The following is a 21,039-nucleotide window of genomic DNA, read 5'->3' as shown; positions in this document are numbered from 1 at the left end:
AGAGTTGCGGATTTAAGGACGGAGAAAAACCTGTTGAAAATGTCATGCTAAAAATGGGAAACATGAAGCGAATTCTAATCTTCTTAATGCTGCTTGTCAGCATTTCTTTGTCCGCGCAAGATGTGGCAGTCAAGACCAATCTTCTTTATGACGCGACAACCACCATCAATCTGGGTGCAGAAATAGGTGTGGCTCCTAAATGGACGGTTGATTTGTCAGCCAATTACAACGGTTGGACCTTTAATGACAACAAGAAGTGGAAACACTGGATGGCACAGCCGGAAGTCCGCTACTGGTTCTGTGAACGTTTCAACGGTCACTTCCTTGGTGCCCACCTGCTGGGCGGTCAGTATAACTGGGGCGGTCTGGATCTTCCTCTGGGAATCTTTGACGACCTGAAGGAGCACCGCTATGAAGGCTGGTATGTCGGGGGTGGTGTCGTTTATGGTTATCAGTGGCTGCTGGGCAAGCGCTGGAGCATCGAAGCCGCTCTGGGCGTGGGCTATGTACGTGCTGATTACGACCGCTATAAATGTCCTCACTGTGGCGAATGGCAGGACTCCGGCAAAAAGAATTACTTTGGCGTGACTAAGGCGGCCATCTCATTGATTTACATAATAAAATGATGGAGGAACGTTTGATGAAGAAACATATTATTTCTCTTGCTATACTGCTGGCATCCGGAGTTTCCGTGTTTGGCCAGAATACCACTTATCTGAGTGAGATCCGGATAACAGACCGTCAGGTTGTGAAGACTTCCGACCGTCAGGTCAATGTGAAGATGGAAGTCAGCCTCGACGAACTGGATATCAAGCGTCAGCATTCGCTCCGCGTGGTTCCGGTTATCCTTTCCGCCGACGGGACACAGGAACGGGAGCTTCCTCCTTTTGTCATCAACGGAAAAGTCCGTGACAAGGTGCAGCAGCGTATGGAAACCCTTGACGGTGTTTCTGCCAATCCCGATGCCGTTGTGACAGTCCGCAGAAAAAACGGTTCCTCCCAGGTGCTTTCCTATGATGCTTCGGTTCCCTTCCAGCGCTGGATGATCGGAGGCAATATCCAGCTGCGGGGTTATGTCACCGGCTGCGCCCTATGTGATGACGGAGATGAAACCGCAACGACAGGTGATATCCTGCCCGAAATGACACCGGAGTATTACAGCCCTGTGATGAAGCCGAAGGAAGAAATCGTTAAGCGCCGTTCTGAAACGCGGAGTGCCCGTGTGCAGTTCCGTCAGAACAGTTCGAATATCCGTCCGGATTACAAGAACAACCGTGCCGAACTGGATTCTGTCCGCCAGTCCATTCTGCTGGTCAAGGACAACAACGACCTGACTATTACCGGTATCTATGTGACAGGTTACGCTTCTCCCGAAGGTTCATTCGACTATAACATGACGTTGTCCGAACGCCGTGCGAAGTCCTTTACCGAATATATCAAAGAAGACCTGAAAGGCATTGATCCTTCCGTATACCATGTGGACTGGAAGGGTGAAGACTGGGCAGGCCTGCGTGAAGAGGTTCAGAAGCATCCCAAACTGCTGAAGATTGATGAGGTGCTGAACATCATTGACAACTGCGGTGACGACAAGGATGCCTGCGAAGAACAGATCAAGGGACTGGTGCCGCCTGAAATCTACCAGCGTCTGCTGAATGAAATGTACGGTCCGATCCGTCGCAACGAATACCGGGTGGAATATAATGTGCGTCACTTCAGTCTGGAAGAAGGCAGACAGATGATCAAGACCCGTCCGGATCTGATGAGCGTAAGCGAGATCCAGCAGGTTGCTGACAGTTACGGCAAAGGCAGTCCGGAATATGTGGATTGTCTGATGCGCGGAGCCAAGGCTTATCCGAATGATGTGACCGCAGTCAATAATGCGGCACTGGCCCTGATGGAAGCCGACCGTACGGACGAAGCCATCCGTCTGCTGGACAATGCACCGCAAGCAGGCGAACTGCTGAACCTGAAGGGAGTTGCCTATTCCAAGTTGGGGGATTATGAACAGGCAGAGAAAGCATTTTCTGCAGCACAGGCCAAAGGATATACGCCTGCCGGTGAGAACCTTACACAGTTGAAGAAATATGCAGAATATATGGCTGAATAAATAGAGACTAAAATAGAAGTGTTTAATTTTAAAATTTATTGTTATGAAAATTTCTAAGAGTTTATTTCTGGCATTTGCGGGCTTGGGTTTGTTCGCATGCTCTAATGAAGATGTAACTGAGAATGGCGTTCAGGGTGAAGCTTCTATTAGCGTGAAGATTAGTGATCCTGCTTTGAGCCGCGCAGTTGTGGATTATACTTCTGGAACTGGAACTGAGGTAACATTGAATACCATTAAGTTGGTTTTGACAGCTCAAACAGGTGGAGCTACAAAGACTTTTAATTTGTCAGATTATGATGACCGTGCAGCTTTGTTAGAAGCTGTAAACTCAACCGAATTTGAGGGTGTTCGTAACCCGTCAAAGATGGAAGTTTATATCAATACAGAAAAGGCATCTGGATGGACTCCTGTAGAATACATGAATGCAGGATTAGCAGAACCTTTATATGCATCTTCGACTACTTTTGTAGATCAAGGTGATACAGATGAGGATGGTATTAATGAGTATAAAGTAACCCTGACACCTGCACATACAATGGCTCGTTTGGAATTTGGTGGTATCGCTCATGTCGATACTAAAGATCCTTGTATGTTCAAAAATATTACTATTGACGGTATAATTTTGGATGAAGTTACCGGCGTTGATCAGGTTGAGGCTTGGGATGCAAGTAATTTGATGAGTAATGCTATTGGTCAGGCTTTTACTGAGGCTACGGGTTCTGTTGATGCAGGTTGGACTCCTTCATGGCCGGAAAATGGAAAATGCTATGCCTATAATATTGCTCCTGTAGAAACTAGTCTTCCTATTTTGAAAGTTTGTTTCAGTAATATTGAAATTAATACTGATGCTACTGAATATAGTGGAATTGTATGGCCAATTCATAAGCTGGGTTATGCAACAGTGAAAAATTATAAATTAGCAGATGATTCAGAATCATATGAAACTGCTTTCGGTGTTAATGGCGAGGGAAATATTACAAAATTTCCGGCAGGTTACATTTATCAGGTAAAATCTCTTGAAATTCCTGACGAAGCTATTGGCTCAGGCTGGCAAGGTGGTGAAGATATTCATGTAATAGCTGTAGTTTCTGTTAGTCCTTGGACAATAGCTGAAGGCACAGTAGAATGGAATTAATTGTTTTATAGAGTTTTATTTTGGCGGAGAATTCTCCGCCAAAATATTCCGAACATACAGAAAACAAAAACCTTAATAAAGAATGATGAAATCAATAAGATATATATTAATGGCGCTGGTCGCTACCGTCCTGACGACCGGTTGTATTAAAGATGATCTGGATGACTGCGATAACGTAACCATTTACTTCCAGTATCTCGCCGACGGCGATAAGGACGTATTATACCAGTATATGAGCAAGGTAGACCTGTATGTTTTTGATTCAAATGGACATATACTGGGAGTCGGCTCATATAATCAGGACGAATTAACTAAGTTCGAAGCTGTACCGTCGTTTAAACTACGTCCGGGACAGCGTTATAAAGTTGTGGCTGTAGGTAATGCTTATGACCACACAGAGGTGGTAAACTATGCAACTGAAACAGACTTTGCAAATATCTATCTTCAGGATCCGGCATGGAGTGATCCGGATATACCTGTAACCAATCATGATTATAATTACTTAGGGCAGAAAGAGTTTGTAATGCCTGATCAGGAAGGAGTGATGTATCGTGATACAGTAACTCTTTACAGTTCACATGTGAAGGTGGACGTGGAAATTCATGGACTTCCGGTTCCGGAGGCTTCACGTCAGGATGCAGGAGTTCCTTATCAGCTGAGTTTCGAGAACTCGAATGCTCAGGTTTCTTTTGAAAATGAAATCAACTTAGACGAAAAAGGTACTATTTATCCCGATTTGATTTATGATAGTGAGAATCAATGTTATCGTACACAGAACTTAGCTTTATTTCGTATGGACTCTAATGGCGAACTAAGTTCTGATTGTTGCGAACATATATTGGTTTTGACTGATAAGAATACGGGGCAGGAACTTATTCGTGGAAATATATATAATTATCTGGTGCGTAATGCAGATGCCATTGATGTTACCAAGCAGGAAGCAGAACTTCCCATTGCTATTGAGTTTAATGGAGTGAATGCTGAGATCAAACTTCCTGATTGGGTGATTGTAGATGGTAAACCTGAATGGAATTAACCTTAAGGAGGAATGCTTATGAAAAAATTAGGAAGGTATTTAGGTGCAATTGGATTATTACTCCTGATAGGAGTAGTTACTTCCTGTATAAAAGATGATATTGCTGCAACCGAAGCAGGAACAGCTAATATTACGGTGAATATTAGTTCACGTTCTGGTGAGGTTGATGACGATAATAGTGAAGTTTTAGCTAATGAAGATATCAAGACCATCCGTCTGATTTTAGTGCAGAACGGGAAAGTGGTCAGCAACTCAAAGCATAGTTTTACTGCACCCGATGGACAAAAATTGTTGGAGCAGGGCATCCGGATTGTCGGTGTGAATAAAGCCGCTACCGATTTTTATGCAGTGGTAAATGAAGCTAATGTGAACAAGAATTTTGAATCAGATTTTAAAGTAGGCACAACATTTGATGGGCCTGCATTTTCTCAAGTTCAGCTAATAGCTTACTCTAGTTTTAACTCTGCTAACGGGTTGCCAATGGTGGGATGTGAAACTAAACCTTCTTTATCTGATGGTGATGAGGTTATGATAAAAGTTACACGTGCTGTGGCACGCATCGATTTGAATATAAATAATAAGACTGGTGCAGATTTAAATGTGAGCAAAGTATCTTTTGGGGAGTTTTTCCCGACGAGTGGTTTTTTATTTTCCCAATCAGATGCTTCTGTACAATATACTGAGAAAGACTTTGTTGAATCAGAAACGATTGAAAATGAGAAAAGCAATGTCTTTACGTATTATTTATATGAATCATGTTCTAATGAGGAAGGTGTTTATAAAGTAGGTTTAAATGAAAGTCCCGAATTTCCTTTAACTCAAATTTATGATGCAAGTAAAACACCAATTAAGGAAATAAAACGTAATACAATCTTGAAGATAAATGCCATTGCGAATGCAAGTGGCTGGGAATTGCAGTGTGAAGTGACTCCTTGGGATGTGGAGGAATATAATCAGGATTTTAATAATACACTTGTATATAGTAGTGATGGTTGGAAACCTGGTACGATTGCCGCTCGAGATGAAAACGTGATACAGTTGATTCCTGATACGGAGGCAGAACTGCAGTTTATGCTAGAATCGCCTAATACTGTATCATGGGTAGCTGTGTTGGATGATAATCAGAACTTTACATTATTAACTCCAGAAGGTAAGAATGAAGATATATTTGGTGTTGATGCGGATGGAAAGCCTATAGCATATCAGCAGTCTATTAAAATTTCATTACCGCCTGATGGTGAACGAAATGTACAAACGACTCTTCATGTATATGCAATTGTGGGAGGAAATCAGTATGAGATAGATCTTACAGATAACAGGGATCATACAGGACCAGGAGAGGGAGAAGTAAATCGATTTATAATTAGACGTGGAGACCAGTAAGTATGAAAAAGTATAATTTTATTTTGTTTGTTTATATTTTTTGCTCATGGATATTTACTTCATGTAGTGAGGAATTTGAGCAGGTGGGGGAAGCAAACTCACGTGCGTTGACTATGGAGCTGAGCGCTGGTGAACAGACTGAAAATGGGGTCGAAGATCTTAATGAAAATGCTATAAATAATGTTAGTGTCTTTTTCTTTGAAGATGTAACAAAACCATGCATATATTTAAAGCGTAACTTACGTGTGGGAGACGATAAAAAGTTAAAGGTTGATTTAGCTCCTGAAGTTGTAGATAAAACTTGTAAGGTTTATGTCGTGGCAAATTATACAAGTGAGCTATCACTTGACGAATTGAAGAAGATGACTTTAGCCCAAATTCAGAAGGTGGTGATTTCTACGGACTTTAAAACTGATGATGCCATAGAACCATTTTTTGTAATGCATGGGTTGACCGAGAATGCTATAAAAATAACGAATGGGGGTGATGGAGGTACGGTTTTGCTAAAGAGAGTTGCCTCAAAAATTGTATTACAACCTAATGTGGCTAGCTCTATTGAATCTGGTGGGATTACTTATACCCCAGATTTGACAAAAATGACAGTGGAGTTGGTAAATGTTGCCAAAAAAGCAGTATTGAATGGAGGAGAACTTCCCGAAGGAATTACTCAGGAATTTATTCCAGCTATAAATCGTAGCTATGGTAAAGAAATTGATGGGGAAAATTATGTGCATGTACCATTATATTCTTATCCGAATGAATGGGCGAATAAAGAAGGTGCAACCGAAGCTTATTTGAATTTCTGTATTCCTTGGTATTATACGAAAAATGGTACACAGCTGAGTGCTAATTATTATTATCGTGTTGCCATTGGTTCTGGTAAGTTGGAGAGTAATAAGCTTTATCGTATTACTGCTGATATAGAACTTTTGGGAAGTATTAATCCTGAAGAGACTGTAAAGGTGGATGCCTCTTATGAGATCTTAGATTGGAAAACAGTTGATATTCCTGCCGATATTAATCGTTATGCATATTTGGAGTTAGAAACCAATTTCCAGGAGATGAAAAATGAAAATAGAGTGGATATTGGTTTCTCTAGTAGTACAGAGGCTACAGCAAAGATTGTGGAGGTGAGTTTCCCTGATTATTCTGTAACTGATTTTTATACAAATATTGTAACGAATGAAGAGCCGGAGAAGCCATCAGGTAATCCTCCGACAAAACCTAATAGAAATGATTATGATCAGTGGTGGGATTATTGGGCAGCAATGGATAAATACGAAAAAGATTTAGCAAAATATAATGAAACTGTGCAGAAGTATGAAGAATGGTCTAAATATTTTGGTAATCAGGAATATACATTGAGTATTTATGGACAGACATTGACATTTGAACATGTATTGGCTTCTGATGTACGAGTTCCATATACATATATTATAGAAGTAACTAATGCAGACGGCTTGACTGAAACATTGACTTTGGTGCAATATCCTCCTATTTATATTGAAGGTGAGAGTAACAAAGATGATGGCGGAAGTAATCGTTTTGTCTATAATTCAAAGACTGAAGGTAGCATTAGCGATGATAACAGGAAGGGGATAGGTTCAGTTGCTCATTATGAGAGTGGTTCTAATCATAACCCGAACCAATATACCATTTATGCAACGGTGTTAGACGAAGCAAGTCAATATGTGATTGGAGATCCGAGGGTGAGTCAGCCAACTTCTTTATCTGCTCTTAATAAATATGGTAACCCCAGTGGACTTCTGAATTATTATCCCACAAAAGATGGAGATGAAGTACGAAATATGATTGCTCCAGCGTTTAAAATTGCATCCTCTTGGGGACAAACAACTTCTACAAGCTATAGCCAACTACAAAAGCGTTGCGCTGCATATCAAGAGAATGGTTATCCTGCAGGTAGATGGAGAATACCGACGGAAGCTGAAATACAATTTGTAATTGGACTATCTGATGATGGTTACATCCCGGAACTGTTCGATGGAGATTACTATGCTTCTTCTGGTAGGTATTATCGCAGCGGTAGTGGGTTTAGTAATAATCCTGATAAGAATGGTTCTCATGCTGTTCGTTGTATTTATGATGTATGGTATTGGGGTGATGATAAGATTGTTAAACGAAATGTATTTACTTGGGGAGATACAGATCCGATACGTCCGGCAAATTAAATTGATTATGTCACATGAAATAATAGAGTTATGAAAAAGATATACTTCATATTAACTTGTTTCATCTTGGCCTTGTTTACTGCATGCCAAGAGGATGATTTTGGGAGTAAGGCAACATTGCAGGAAGGAGAAAGCCTTTTCACTTTCTCTTTGCCTGAGCCTGTTGTTGCTTCAAGAGCTGATTTGGGAGAAGCTGGCTCTCAGCCTATAGAGAATCTGCATATTTTGGTTTTTAATGAGCAGGGATTCTTTTTAGCTAATGCGAAAGCAACTGTGTCAGAACAAACTCCAATGGCTGGGAAGTGTACAGCTGATCTTCCTGTTTCAAATAGAAAATGTAGATTGCATTTTGTTGCAAATTATACTGACTATAAAACTTATTCTTCTATTGACACAGAGAGTAGCGTAATAGGAAGCATGGTTACTGGTAACAACCAGGATGCATATTGGGGTATGGTGGAAGTAGAAAACATACCAGCAAATGGATTGACACTGGATAAACCAGTAGAACTGATTCGAAACTTTGCAAAAATCTCATTGAATTCGGTAGCCGAGGGACTTGAGGTTATTAGTTATACGGTATATAATAAGGCTTCGGAAGGATTAGTTGCTCCATTTAATCCTCAAAAGGGAACCTTTGCTGATTTTATTAATGTAAGTGATGCGAATCCATATGAGGATTTTAAACAAAAAAATCCAGATTACCATGCAACTACAATGGGTGATATTCAAGTTAACGAATTAGAACCGGAGGATAGTTGGAAAACAATAGCTGAGTCTTATTATGTATATGAACGTAATCAGGATAATAGTGATATTCCTACTGCTTTGATTGTAAAGGCTCATTATAATGGAGGAAACGGTGCAGAGGGAAATTATTACTATAAACTGGATATTGTGCAATTTATGTCTGATACATATCAGACTGTGACTTATAATTTGCTTCGTAATTTTGAATATAAAATTACAATTAATGGTGTAAAGTCTGCTGGATATGCAACTGCTGAAGAAGCGATGAATGCAGCTGCTTCTAATAACTTGGCGGCATCAGTCCAAGTAAGTAAGGTTAAAAAAATTACAGATGGACATAATACACTTGAGGTTAGTTCAATTGATACTCTAATTGTGAAGCAAGAGGAGTTGGTTCTTACTTATCAGTATTATGAAGGAAGTGTAGATCAAACAGCAAATGCTAATAAAGTAAAAGTCAGCTATGAATTGAATAGTAAGATTTTCTCGAAGATTGATACATCAGAGCCTGGATTTATAAAATTGACTCCTATTGCACTGCCTAGTGTTTTGGAAAATCAGGAGATTATTGTGGCTACAGAAAGTGGACTGTCTCGTCATATCACAGTGCGTGTGCATGAGCCTTTTAAGTTTGTATCAATTGACTGTCAAAGAAAAGTAAAAGCGGTACAGAAATCCGAATTTGTGGTAATTATGGAGTTGCCGATGGGGTTGCCAACGGCTGCTTTCCCATTGAATCTCACAATTGATATGGGGGCAAATACATTATATCCTAATAGCAGCAAAAATCATTTACCTGTGAATGTTACTAATCCTAAGGATTACACTTATGATTTTGTAGTGGATTATAACTCTTATCGTCAAAATCGTACGCAGTATTGTCATTTCCTTACGAACGCAGCACAAAGTGCAACTACTGTTCAGGTGAGTGGCTCTTATTTTGAACCAACTGATCCTGTTAGCTTTGTAAATGCAGATACAAAATCATTTAGTTCTATCTATTTAAATGACATACTTGTAAATGGCAGTAACCGAATCACTGTTCCTTTTGGTGAGAATCAGGCAGCAAACTTAAAGTTTAATATGAATGACCAAAGTCCAGTTACAATTTATGTACGTTATTTGGAACTGCCGACTTCCACAACAGGAAACTTAGAACCTGTGTATAATAGTGTGGGAGCTTTAAATGGGTATATATACACACCGAAAGCTAGTGGACAACAATTCATAAACTTTCGTACTAAGGATTATATAGCTGCTGAAACAATGGAGTTGTTCTCTGAGAATTATGAACCGGCTTTGATCAGTTATACTAATCCATGGGTAAATGTACAATTTACTATACCATCAGGTGTTGTTCCAGATGGGAAAATAGTCAAAGTGTACGATGATGCTTATTATCAGAATTTTATTGCTGACCTTACTCCAATATCCAGTGGAAAAACTATTATGCGTTCTTTTGCTGGTTATCAGCTTGAAAATATGTTGTATTTCCTTTATCAGGATGGAAAAACAAGTTATCGTGGTGAGATGAGTGTAAGAGAGTTAATTGAGAAAGGAGGAGGAGATAATAAGTTAGTAACAGTTTCTTTGATGCAGAAATAATATTGATATTATCGGATTTATGAATAAGTTTATATTTCTGCTAGGAATTATTGGATTATTATTAGCTTGTGAAAGTTGTAGTGAACGCAAGAAAGTAGAGGTTGTAAGTACCTTATCTGATTCGATAGAAAGTTCTCGAACGGAAGCAAGCTTCCCTTTCCCCGAAATCCCCGCCATGCTCACGCAGCCGGAGGAGCGGAAAGCTTACTTGCTGGAGCATTACTGGGATCGGTTCAGTTTTGCAGACACGGCGCTGGTCAACAACCGGGAGGTGACGGAACAGGGCTTTGTCAACCAGATTTCCCTGCTGGCCGACGGGGCGACGCCTGAGAAGGTGATTCGGGAAAGCCTGAAGAACTGGTGTTCGCGGTTCATGCCGGAAGCGCAGGCACGACAGGTGATGATGCAGCTGGCCGACGATTATCTGTACAATCCCAATTCACCATTCTACAACGAGGGGTTGTATGGAGTGTATTTGGAGACGATGCTGGAGGTGTTGCCTGAAGAAGATGCCCGGAGATCGTCGTTTGATTTCAAGCTGAGGCTGCTACAGCGTAACAAGGTGGGGGATAAGGCAACAGACTTTACCTATTACCTGCCGGACGGACAGAAGAAATCGCTGGCAGCGACCTCCGCCAGGGGGAATCGCCTGCTGCTGGTGTTCTATGATCCAGAATGCGAGTCGTGCCACGAGGTACTTCGCGAGATGACGGCTGATGCATCACTGGCCAAAGCTGTGAAGGCGGGACGCGTAACAGTGCTGGCCGTATATACTGAAGGCAATCAGGAAGCCTGGCGAAAGGGACTGGCTGATATGCCGGAAGGATGGATCATCGGAACCGACCGTCAGAAGGTGAAGGAAGAGGCTCTGTATGACCTGAAAGCGATGCCGTCGCTTTATCTGCTGGACGGACAGAAGCGGGTGTTGCTGAAGGATGCACCGCTGGGTCAGATCCGTGAAGTGCTGGGCCTTGCCGTGAAGTGAGAGAGTTCAAGTTTTATGAAGAAATATTCGCTGTGAAGCGAATTCCTGCCCTTCGCTTAGCGTAGCGGAGGGGTGCTTATTTTTTTACAATAAACATTTTTTGGTTGAGAACCACACTGCTTCCTGCAGTGTGGTTTTTTTCTTGCAAAAAATGTTTCGGGCTTTTCATCAAAACGTTTCGGCGTCTGACTGCAAAGCCCGAAGTCTTTTTTGAAAAGCCGGGCACGTTTTTTCAATGGCCGGAAGCCTTTGGGCGGAGATGAAAGAGGGAACTTTGATTTCTCAGAATAAGGTTATAAATTTGTAGGGATTTAAGAACATAAGATAGGATTGGAAAAGAGTCTGAACGAGGATGAATGCGGAACAGCGAGAGTATATCGGAATAATCAATCAGTCGGCTGAGGAGGTGATTCTCATCAAGAAGACCGGCTGGAAGGAAGTGAACTTGCCGGGACATGTACACGGAAAATGTCAGATTATTTATACGCTGGCAGGAACGTTGCATGTGGAGATCGGTTCGGAGAGTTATTTTGTTCCGGAAAAGCATATTGCGTGGATTCCTCAGGGGGCGGAGCATAAGCTGTCGAGCAACAGCCGTCAGGTTTCGATGGTAATTTTTTATGTCAGTCTGAGACCGGAAGGAAAGGATGACCCGAAGGGGGAGTTTGCCATCTATACGGCCAACCGGCTGATCGGGGAGAACCTGAAGTTTATTGCTTCGAAGGGGAAGATGATTGAGAAGCAGGAACAGCCGGACTTATATCATTTTGCACTGGGCTTTTTCAATCTGCTTCCGCAGATGTCTCCGGGAAAGGAGTTGCTGCTCAAGTCGCTGGTGATTCCGGACGATTCCAGGCTTTATCCTATCCTGAGATATCTTACGGATCATGTGCAGGAGGAACTGCGGATGGACGAGGTTGCATTGCGGTATAACTTGTCGACGCGTAATCTCAGCCGTCTGTTTCAGGAGTCGAACATCCATTTCAGCAGCTATGTGAACCGCCTGCGGATTATGCGGGCCATTGAACTGATGACGGATGGTGGTAGGACGATGCAGGAGATAGCCTATGCCGTAGGCTTTAATAATTCGAATCATTTCAACCGTGTGTTCCGGCAGGTGACGGGACAGTCGCCCAAGAATTACCTGCGGAGCTGTCAGGAAGACGAAACCGTGTGATGGGTCACTTCTTGAGCAACAGGCGCAGGGCAAACCACGCATGGCGCGCAAGGGTGGACAGATAGCCGTAGTGACGGCACATGATGCGGAACCGTTCGTGAAGGGAAGCGCGGTGGTTGCGGGTGGTCATGCCTTCGTTCAGGTAGTCGATCAGGGTGAGATGGGTATTGTGAAGCGTATGGCTTTTTTTCATGATGCGGATGCACCAGTCGAAATCGGCAGAGAACCGGTAGCGCAGATCGTAGGGTTCGGCCAGTTCCCGGCGGGGGAAAAAGGCCTGGTGGCACACGAGCATTCCGTCCTTGAAGCTTTTCCAGTTCAGGTTTTCGGGAGCGGATAGGCGGCGCATGCGGAGGAAATGTCCTTCTTCGTCTACAATGGCCGTTTCGCCGTAGAGTACATCGGGAAGCTCGGTTCCGGTGATGGAGTGTACCATCAGTTGCAGGGTATCGTCTTCGTGAAGTTCATCGCCGGCATTGAGAAAACAGAGATAGTCGCCCGTAGCCAGGCGGATTCCCTTGTTCATGGCATCATACAGGCCTTTGTCCGGTTCGCTGACCAGGGTATGGATGTGCTCGCGGTAACGGTTGATGATGTCCAGAGTGTGGTCTTTGGAACCTCCGTCTACAATGATGTATTCCACATTCCGGTAGGTCTGGGTAATGACACTCTGGATGGTGTCTTCCAGCACGGCACCGGCGTTGTACGTCACGGTGATGATGGAAAACTTGGGATGAACGTGGTTATGCATTGCTTCCGGTTATCTGATTATAAATCTTGATGTATTGTTGGGCTACGGTTGTTTCAGAATAGGTATTCAGGGCCTTCCGGTTGGCTTCGGCACTGAGGGTTTCGTAGTCTCCTTCTGTGAGGGCCCAGCGGATGCCGTTGGCCAGATCTTCAGCCGATTTGTATCGGGCGACATAGCCGTTGTGCAGGTGGTCGATCATCTGCGGAATACCGCCCACATTGAATCCTACGCAGGGAATACCGCAGGCCATGGCTTCCACAATGGTGTTCGGCAGGTTGTCCTGCAGGGAAGGAGTCACGTAAAGGTCGACTGCGTTGTAAATGTCCACCAGTTCCTTTTCGTTGCTCACATAATTCATGTTGTAGATAGGGAAGGGGAACAGGGATGCACATTGTTCGGAACGGCTTCCCAGCACGACGACTCCCAGCTGGCGGCTGAATTCGGGTTCTTTCTGTGCCAGCAGCTGACAGGCTTCGATGAGGTAGGCGATTCCTTTCCGTTCGTCAGTGATCTTCATGGAGCCGAACAGCAGCAGTTTCTTGTCGGCAGGCAGATGAAGGCGTTCACGGGCAGTTGTCTTGGGGCGCGGACGGAACAGATTGGTGTTGATGGCATTAGGAATATTGGTAATGGTGTGTCCCGTGAGCAGGGAACTTTCGCGTGCCATCGCTTCCAGCCACCGGCTGCAAGCCACAAACGTAATATGTGAGTGTGCGAAGAGTTTCTGTTTCTTATGGAATACGCGTGCGGACAGGTCTTTCCGGTGCGGGTGAAGCAATTGCTCGCATTGCTGGCACTGGGTTTTGTATTTGTCGCAGTTGCCTGCATAGTGACAGATGCCGGTAAAGGGCCACATGTCATGCAGCGTCCATACGACAGGTTTGCCTGATTCCAGAATCTTGCGTATATCTGTCAGTGAGAGCATACCCTGGTTGATCCAGTGCAGATGAATCACGTCAGCCTGCCGGAATTCGGGAAGGGAAGTGATATCCGTCCCGGTATTGGCAATGTCAACGGCAAAGAGATTGTGTTTGCTGAAGCGGTTGGCTGTCAGGATCACGAGGCGTTCCCAGAGGAACTGCCAGATTCTCCACCATGATTTCTTGAGCGAAACGACAGTGACGCGTTCGGTTTGCTTGTTGCGGACCAGCATTTTAGCCTTGATACCGTTGTTTCTCAATGCGTCCATCAGTCGGCTGGCCGCAATGGCCGCCCCGCCGATTCGTTCTGCTGTATTGATGATAAGTACTCTCATGTTCGGAATCTCTGTTTGATGTCTGCAAAGTTAGGTCTTTTTTTCAACATTCTGCAATTCGCCGGTGGATTTCCTCGATCTTGTTACGGTAGAGTTCGTAGAGTTTCCGGCCGTTCTTCTGGCTCTGCTCTGTTGTGAAACTGTTATTCCATAAGCGCATGCCTCCCACGCTCAGTGAACGGAAACCGGCATCGTACCATCCCACTTGCAGACCGTTGAGCCAGGCTCGGGCACAGAGTTCATAGTCGTCAAACTGGAAGGGGGCAAAACTGAAATCGATGTGGTGAAGGTGCTGGCGAAACAGTTCCTTGTGAATCCACATCGGAGCCCGGTTGACAGAGGTTACGAAACTGAAGTCCCCTTGCTGCATCGAAGGGCCTCCGTGTGCATAGCGGTCGGCATCTTCGAATGCGATGTCAAGTCCGTTTTTGCCTCCCAGAATGACCATTCGGGGGTGTTGGCGGAAAAGATTGACTGCGCGTTCAATCCAGGCTGTTCCGTCGAAATCGTCATCATCCTGCAGCAGGGCAATGTAGCGTCCGTTGGCGAAACGGATGGATTTGTCGTACGTGATGTTCTCGTAAAGATCGTTGCTTCGGATCAGAAACTCATTGGCTCCTGTCAGGGCAGCGGCGAGTCTTTGGGTGTGTTCCAGGTCGGAACCGTCGTCAATGACAATGATTTCCAGACCGGGATACTGCCGTAGTTTGGGAAGTATGTGGCAAATCTGTAAGCTCTTGTTATGTGATTGGATGATGACACTCACTTCGGTTTCTGCGTGATAGCCTTTGGCGGCCCATTGAGCATAGCTTTTCTTGTTCTGAGTTACGCCTGAACGTTTCTGGAAGCTGAGTTTTATTTTTTCGAGTAGCAGTTTCATAAGCAGGGATTAATGACATTTGTTTCTCCCGAGCCATTTGTTGACCCGGTTTACGATGGCTTGTCCGATGATGCGGAAGTTGCCGTAGCGCAGGTTGAGGAAGAGTTCTTCAAACGAGCGGCCGATCTTGATCCACGGGTGTCTCCATCCCATGATGCGGTACACGCTTTCCTTATAGGCCGTATGTTCGATGACATAACGCGGATGCTTGAGCGGGAATTCCAGCTCATAGCGTTTCATGGTGAAGATGCGCCGGTAGCCGCGGGGCAGGGTGCGGAGCGAGCCTCCGAAATGTACGGAGTCTGCGGTTGCTCCCAGATTATTGATCAGGTTGCGTGTCGGAACGATGCTCAGTCCGGAGTTGAACAGGATGGAAGCATGGAAAATGGTTTCGTAGTAGGCTTTCCCGTGTTCCCGGTGACGCTGGCACATGTAGATGAAATCGTTCCGGTATTTCCGTTCCCGGATGAGGTTCTTCAGTTGCTGCATGTTGAACGTGTCGTCGAGGAAGGTGTAATGTTCGTCCCACTGGTCGACAACCCGTTTCCAGCTGGCCCATCCCCAGATGGAGAAGGTTGTGGCGAAGAAGTAGTCATAGGGAACATCGGGGGTAATTTCTTCGTTGTTGAATCCGGCAATCATGCTGATGCGGGTATCGTTCTCGTAACGGTCCAGCATTTCTTTGCAGAAGCGGAAGAAACTGACTGACGGGACATCGTCGTCTTCCAGCACAATGCATTTGTCTGCGTGCGAGAAAGCCCATTTTTGGGAAATATATTCCGAAGGATCGCAGCCGTAGTTCTTTTTCTGGTAGAGCTGGTGAACTTCGCATTCCCAGTCAATGTCGGCTACTACCTGCCGGCAGGCTTCAATGCCTGGCAGGTCTTTCTCTCCGCGCGGGCCGTCCTGATAGAGGAAAAGACGCGACGGGCGTGCCTTTTTGACTTGTTCGAACACCTGCGCCAGCTGTCTGGGGCGGTTGAAGAACAGAATAAGAACGGCTACATCTACAAGTGCTGATTTCATAACGGCTGTATGTTTAGGGTTGTTGTTCCCGGATCAGTTCCGGATGGAGGTAAATGGCATGAATCTTCCGCTTGTTTTCCGGCGGGACATCCATGTAGTTTCTGTACAGATCCTTCAGATAGGCATCCGGATTGCAGGGAGCACTGAAGTGCTTGCCTTCAAATTCGATTTCTCCGAGCGGGAACACGGAGTCTTTGCGGTGCATGATGCCGTATCCGTTGTTGATCAGGACATTCGACAGGTAGGTGTCTTTGGGATAAATGGCCGAAAGTATGCACCATATTGCGCGGAACAGATGATATTTCGCACCGAACCAGAAGAACTCGACGAAAGAGCGCAGGGAATAATAATGCGCTTTATGCAGAATGGAGTAGCTGGTAGAGATACCTTTGCTCAGTTTCTTTACCCATTTTTTCGGCAGACTGGGATAATCGATGAACGGAAAGATATCGATATACAGCCCTTTCTGATAATTTGCCTGAAGGTTGTCTCCGCTTTCCAGATACAGTGAATTCAGATCGCGGATCTTATAGATGGGATCTGTATGTTCGGGATCGCTTTCCGGAGTCTGCATGAAGAGTCCCGGCCGCAGTTCCGAAGGGGCTACGGCGATGAAGCGTTTCAGATCTTCCTTGCGCATGGCAATGTCAATGTCATCGTCCCAGGGGATGAATCCTCCGTGGCGCATGGCTCCCAGCAGGCTGCCTCCGTCAAGCCAGTAAGGAATGTTGTGCTTGCGGCAGATGCGGTCTGTCTCTTCCAGAATGGAGAGTTGCTTCAGCTGGCAGGTTCTCAGGTTCTGCTTCAGGTAGCGGTCGAAATAGGAATTTCTCATAACGTGTGGTCTCGTTTGACGTCAATGACTTGTCCGGTATAGTCGGATGCCAGGGTCAGCAGGGTTGCTTCGGCCACTTGCCGGGCTGAAAGCAGGGTATTTTCCGGCTCAATTCCGAAATTATGTACGCGCATCGGTGTTTTGGTGCGTTCGGGGTTGATACAGTTGATGCGGATGCCGAAACTGTCCCATTCCTGTGCGATGGCCTGTACGAAGTTGACAATGGCTGCTTTGGTAGAAGAATAAATGCTGTAGAAAGCTCTTCCCCGTGTATAGGAACTGGAGGTGAAGAAGATCAGCTTGCCCTTGCTTTCTTTCAGGTAAGGGAAGGCTTCCAAAGCCACATTCACGGTTCCCATGTAATTGGTCTGTACGGCCCGGGTAATGGTTTCGTAGTCAGTCGTGATCAGCGGTTCTTTGTTGAGAATGCCTGCTGTATTGACTACGAAGTCAATCCGTTTTTCCAGTTCAAAGACGCTGCGCAGGGCTTCGGCCACTTCCTGACGGTTTCCTACATCCACCCGGTTGAGGCTGCGTGAGAAGCGGTAAACCTTGGCTCCTTTCTGTTCCAGCAGATCGGCGGTTTCTGCTCCGATTCCGTAGCTTCCTCCGAAAAGGACAGCTACTTTTCCCTGGAAGTTTTCTCTGCTGCCGTCTTCGTGATTCAGTTCACTTTTGCGCAGCTGGAAGAATTTGTCGAGCAGGTAAGTGTCTTCCTTGTAGGTCAGTTTCATATTGCTTTCTTCACCCAGTACCACATAAATGGGAACTTCAGGCAAGTATTTCCGGACAACACCGCAGTCGTCCGTCACCTTGAAGTTCGGGTCTTTCAATGCGATTTCGTAAGCTTTCCGGATTGTTTCCAGATCGAATGCCTGCGGGGTCTGGCCGCGTCTCAGCCGGGAACGGTCCGGGATCTGGCAGATGAAGTCCCCTTCTACTTCAATAATGGTATCGGCCGACGGAAGGGCTACGTCGATGGCCTGATAGGTATCCAGTGCCGTCACCACATCGTTGATGATACGCTGGCTGACCAGAGGGCGTACGGCGTCGTGGAAGATCAGATTGCATTCCGTTCCGGCATACGATTCGATGGCTGACAGACTGGAATGATAGCGTTCCTTTCCTCCCTGCAGAATCTTCTTGACTTTTTTCCAGCCGTTGCGGATGGTCATGTTCTCAAATTCAGCAATGTAGAAAGGGTTGGAAACGATGGCGATTTCGTCAATGTGGCTGTTGCGCTCAAAGGCTTCCACGGTATGTTCGACCACCATCTTGCCGGCTACTTTGAAGAATTGTTTCGGTGTGGAGAGTCCCAGACGGCTTCCTACTCCTCCGGCTAATATGACTGCTATGTTTTTTTTCATCTTTCCGTACATGTAGTTTTCTAGTTTACAAAGATAATACAAAGAAACGAAAGGACATGCACTTTGGGAGCAGGAATGTGGAAACCGCCGGGCTTCTGCCGGAAAGCCTGGGATTATAGCCGGAAGTAGGTGTTGCCGTAGGCACGGATCATGGGATAGAAGAAGGCGCGTACCCAGCTGATCAGGCCTTTCTGCCGGGGATTGTAGTAAATGGTCTGTTTATGCAGCATGCAGGTCAGGCAGAGCCGGAACAGGCTGACCGGGTCTTTTCGGGTCAGAAGTCGGCTCAGGCGGTGACTCAGGGCCAGGCGGGGCTGTCCGGCTGTTTTCCGGCAGATATATCCGTAAAAGAACTGCCAGGTTTCCAGCCGTTGTTGCCGGCGGTAATCCCTGAAGCCATAGATGTAGGGTTCCCAGGTAGGATTCTGCCGGATGTGTGCTCCGTATTTCCGGTTGAGCTGATGAATGGCCGATCCTTCGTGCGGACGGTGCCAGTTGAGCGGCTGGTCTACGCAGGTCAGTCCGTGGTTCAGATGTGCATTGACGGCAATCCACCAGTCATACAGGATGTGTCCGTCCCATTCCTGGAAGATTTTCCGGATAAAATCTTTGCGGATCAGCATGCTGTGTCCCGGTGTACTGTCATAAAACAGCAGATACTCCAGCTGACAGGAAGGATGTGTAACCTTTATGTTCCGGTCGGAGCGGTAAACTGTACCGGTGTGATAGGCGGAAACGCACAGGTCGTTGTCGCCGATGGCTTCCATCTGTGCGGCGATTTTTTCTTCATACCAGATATCATCCTGGTCGGCAATGGCGATATAATCTCCTTCCGCCTTGGATAAGGCATCCTGAAAATTGCGGTTGAATCCCAGGTTGGAAATATTGGCATAAAAGCGGATGAAGGGATATTGCCGGGCATATTCGCGGACGATGTCGGCTGTATGGTCAGTGGAGCAGTCGTCTTGAATGATCAGTTCATGGATGGGATAGGTCTGTGCCAGAATAGAGTCCAGCTGCTCACGGAGAAACTGTTCTCCGTTATAGGTACACATGACGATGGATACGGTTTTCATGAAGCGGATGTTTTTTTGCGTTTGAGGAGATAATTCAGGCTTTCCTTGAAAGTTACGGAACCGCTCACCCACATGATCAGTCCGTAAAGGGAAGCCGCCAGTATGATTTTGACCGGGAACAGCAGCCAGAGGCTGGTGATAAAAGAAGTTGCGAGCCCGGTCACTGCCATAACAAAACCTGCTATAAGACCGAATGACAGAACATCCCTGGCTGCGGCCAGGAAACTGAGACGGATCTCACGCCATACCAGCCAGTGCCATATCAGCAGCCAGGCTGTATTGATGCAGACATATACGAGGATCATCTGCCGGATGCCGTAGGGATAAAGCAGATACATGACGATGAGCTGGGTTGTTCCCTGCACGACTGTATTCCACAGATAAATGTTCGATTTTCCTTTGCTGATGAGCAGGTTGGTATATAGGTTTGTGACGGGAATAAATGCACCGCCGACAGCCAGCATCTGCAGGATGCGGGCACTGGGTAACCATTTGCTGCCGATAGTCAGGGTAATCATTTCCGGGGCGACCAGCGAGAGGCCCAGCATGGTCGGGAAAGAAATGAATGCTGTGAAACGGAGCATCTTGCGGAATACGTGGCACTGCCGTTCGCTGTCGTCGGAAACTTCACGCAGGACGGGCAGGGCTACGCTGCTGACCATACCCGTGATGAGAGAGTGTCCCATGAGATTCCATTTGTTGGCCTGATTGAACTGTCCTACTTCCCGTTCGGAATAATACCGTCCCAGGATGATGGAAAACAGATTGTTGTTGATATGGTTGAAAATGTTGGTCAGAAGCAGCTTGCTGCTGAAACCCACCATGCTCCGGAGGGGCTTGAAGCTGACGGGGAGAGTCGGTCTCCAGGGGGAAAAATGCAGGTAGCAGAGATTGATCACACTGACGTAGACGATACTTTGGGTAGCGATCCCCCAGTATGAATAGCCCAGCAAGGCCATGGTAACTCCCACGCAGCCTGAAACAATCAGAGCGATGATGCACGAGAGGGCTTTCTGTTTGACCATCAGGTTGCGGAACAGGTATGCACTGTGGGGAATGCCGAGACTGGCAATGAAGAATCCCAGAAAAGAATAGCGGGCCAGTGGTATCAGTGCTTCGTTGTGATAGAAGTCGGCAATCAGGGGAGCGCAGCCTGCCAGAATCAGATAAAGGCACAGGCTTAGTCCGCTGCAGAACCAGAAGACGGCGTTGTAGTCTTCATGGCGTGCTTCCTGCTTGTTGGCGAGGGCGGCTGTGAAACCGCTTTCCTGCAGAGAGCCCGCAATGAGTGAGAAAATACTCAGCATGCCTACCATTCCGTAGTCGCTGTCGTTCAGGATGCGTGCGGTGATGATGCCGAAAATCAGATTCAGCACCTGCATGGCTCCGTTGTTGATACCTCCCCAGAGCAGTCCTTTGGCCGTTTTTTCTTTGAGTGAGTGTTCGGGCATTCGTTTGGATCTAAAAACAGCTTACAGATGG

17 protein-coding genes are annotated in these 21,039 nt (G+C 45.8%); 9 read left to right on the top strand and 8 right to left on the bottom strand.

All coding sequences use genetic code 11. From position 1 onward, the window contains the following. Positions 1-53 precede the first annotated feature (53 nt). The 9 genes from BACCOPRO_RS09650 (at position 54) to BACCOPRO_RS09610 (ending at position 12,367) form a co-directional block, all read left to right on the top strand. Complete coding sequence (locus BACCOPRO_RS09650; protein ID WP_040311351.1) at positions 54-626, top strand: DUF3575 domain-containing protein; 573 nt, start codon at positions 54-56, stop codon at positions 624-626. Then, entirely contained in the window at positions 623-2,107 is a 1,485-nt protein-coding gene (locus tag BACCOPRO_RS09645) for a DUF3868 domain-containing protein (RefSeq protein ID WP_008143137.1), read from the top strand. The genes BACCOPRO_RS09650 and BACCOPRO_RS09645 overlap by 4 nt, the downstream gene beginning before the upstream one ends. 43 nt (positions 2,108-2,150) lie before the next feature. After that, positions 2,151-3,242 carry a hypothetical protein gene (locus BACCOPRO_RS09640; RefSeq protein ID WP_008143135.1) on the top strand — a complete coding sequence of 364 codons (1,092 nt, stop codon included), beginning with the start codon at positions 2,151-2,153 and terminating at the stop codon, positions 3,240-3,242. Between the two features lie 82 nt (positions 3,243-3,324). Then, the gene (locus BACCOPRO_RS09635) at positions 3,325-4,278 is read left to right on the top strand and encodes a FimB/Mfa2 family fimbrial subunit (protein WP_008143133.1); all 954 of its coding nucleotides are present in this window, start codon (positions 3,325-3,327) and stop codon (positions 4,276-4,278) included. An 18-nt stretch (positions 4,279-4,296) separates the two neighbouring features. Next, a complete protein-coding gene (locus BACCOPRO_RS09630) occupies positions 4,297-5,661 on the top strand; it encodes a DUF4906 domain-containing protein (protein ID WP_162231585.1) in 1,365 nt (454 codons plus the stop codon). Positions 5,662-5,663: 2 nt separating this feature from the next. Next, entirely contained in the window at positions 5,664-7,850 is a 2,187-nt protein-coding gene (fimD, locus tag BACCOPRO_RS09625) for a fimbrial tip adhesin FimD (RefSeq protein WP_008143129.1), read from the top strand. 30 nt (positions 7,851-7,880) lie between these two features. Next, positions 7,881-10,205, top strand: a complete 2,325-nt coding sequence (locus BACCOPRO_RS09620; protein ID WP_008143128.1) for a FimE-like fimbrial tip protein — start codon at positions 7,881-7,883, stop codon at positions 10,203-10,205. 19 nt (positions 10,206-10,224) lie between these two features. After that, positions 10,225-11,190, top strand: a complete 966-nt coding sequence (locus BACCOPRO_RS09615) for a DUF5106 domain-containing protein (protein WP_008143127.1) — start codon at positions 10,225-10,227, stop codon at positions 11,188-11,190. Positions 11,191-11,542: 352 nt separating this feature from the next. Next, the gene (locus tag BACCOPRO_RS09610) at positions 11,543-12,367 is read left to right on the top strand and encodes an AraC family transcriptional regulator (RefSeq protein WP_008143125.1); all 825 of its coding nucleotides are present in this window, start codon (positions 11,543-11,545) and stop codon (positions 12,365-12,367) included. A gap of 4 nt (positions 12,368-12,371) precedes the next feature. On the opposite strand, the gene BACCOPRO_RS09605 is transcribed toward BACCOPRO_RS09610, so the two are convergent. The 8 genes from BACCOPRO_RS09605 to wzx form a co-directional block, all read right to left on the bottom strand. Beyond that, positions 12,372-13,118, bottom strand: a complete 747-nt coding sequence (locus tag BACCOPRO_RS09605) for a glycosyltransferase family 2 protein (protein WP_008143124.1) — start codon at positions 13,116-13,118, stop codon at positions 12,372-12,374. Then, entirely contained in the window at positions 13,111-14,373 is a 1,263-nt protein-coding gene (locus BACCOPRO_RS09600; RefSeq protein WP_008143123.1) for a glycosyltransferase family 4 protein, read from the bottom strand. The genes BACCOPRO_RS09605 and BACCOPRO_RS09600 overlap by 8 nt, the downstream gene beginning before the upstream one ends. A 43-nt stretch (positions 14,374-14,416) precedes the next feature. After that, a complete protein-coding gene (locus BACCOPRO_RS09595; protein WP_008143122.1) occupies positions 14,417-15,253 on the bottom strand; it encodes a glycosyltransferase family 2 protein in 837 nt (278 codons plus the stop codon). A 9-nt stretch (positions 15,254-15,262) separates the two neighbouring features. Further along, positions 15,263-16,279 carry a hypothetical protein gene (locus tag BACCOPRO_RS09590; RefSeq protein WP_008143121.1) on the bottom strand — a complete coding sequence of 339 codons (1,017 nt, stop codon included), beginning with the start codon at positions 16,277-16,279 and terminating at the stop codon, positions 15,263-15,265. Between the two features lie 13 nt (positions 16,280-16,292). Further along, positions 16,293-17,114 carry a LicD family protein gene (locus BACCOPRO_RS09585; RefSeq protein WP_008143119.1) on the bottom strand — a complete coding sequence of 274 codons (822 nt, stop codon included), beginning with the start codon at positions 17,112-17,114 and terminating at the stop codon, positions 16,293-16,295. Further along, positions 17,111-18,481: a bifunctional cytidylyltransferase/SDR family oxidoreductase gene (locus BACCOPRO_RS09580; RefSeq protein ID WP_040311405.1), complete on the bottom strand. Its 1,371-nt coding sequence runs from the start codon at positions 18,479-18,481 to the stop codon at positions 17,111-17,113. The genes BACCOPRO_RS09585 and BACCOPRO_RS09580 overlap by 4 nt, the downstream gene beginning before the upstream one ends. A 113-nt stretch (positions 18,482-18,594) precedes the next feature. Next, a complete protein-coding gene (locus BACCOPRO_RS09575) occupies positions 18,595-19,557 on the bottom strand; it encodes a glycosyltransferase (protein WP_008143115.1) in 963 nt (320 codons plus the stop codon). Beyond that, positions 19,554-21,008: an O-glycosylation flippase gene (gene wzx, locus BACCOPRO_RS09570; RefSeq protein ID WP_008143114.1), complete on the bottom strand. Its 1,455-nt coding sequence runs from the start codon at positions 21,006-21,008 to the stop codon at positions 19,554-19,556. The genes BACCOPRO_RS09575 and wzx overlap by 4 nt, the downstream gene beginning before the upstream one ends. Between the last annotated feature and the right edge of the window lie 31 nt (positions 21,009-21,039).

The organism is Phocaeicola coprophilus DSM 18228 = JCM 13818 (genome assembly GCF_000157915.1).
GTDB classification, from domain to species: domain Bacteria; phylum Bacteroidota; class Bacteroidia; order Bacteroidales; family Bacteroidaceae; genus Phocaeicola; species Phocaeicola coprophilus.
Note: the sequence above shows the minus strand (reverse complement) of the source record. Positions and strands in the feature narration are given on the sequence as shown.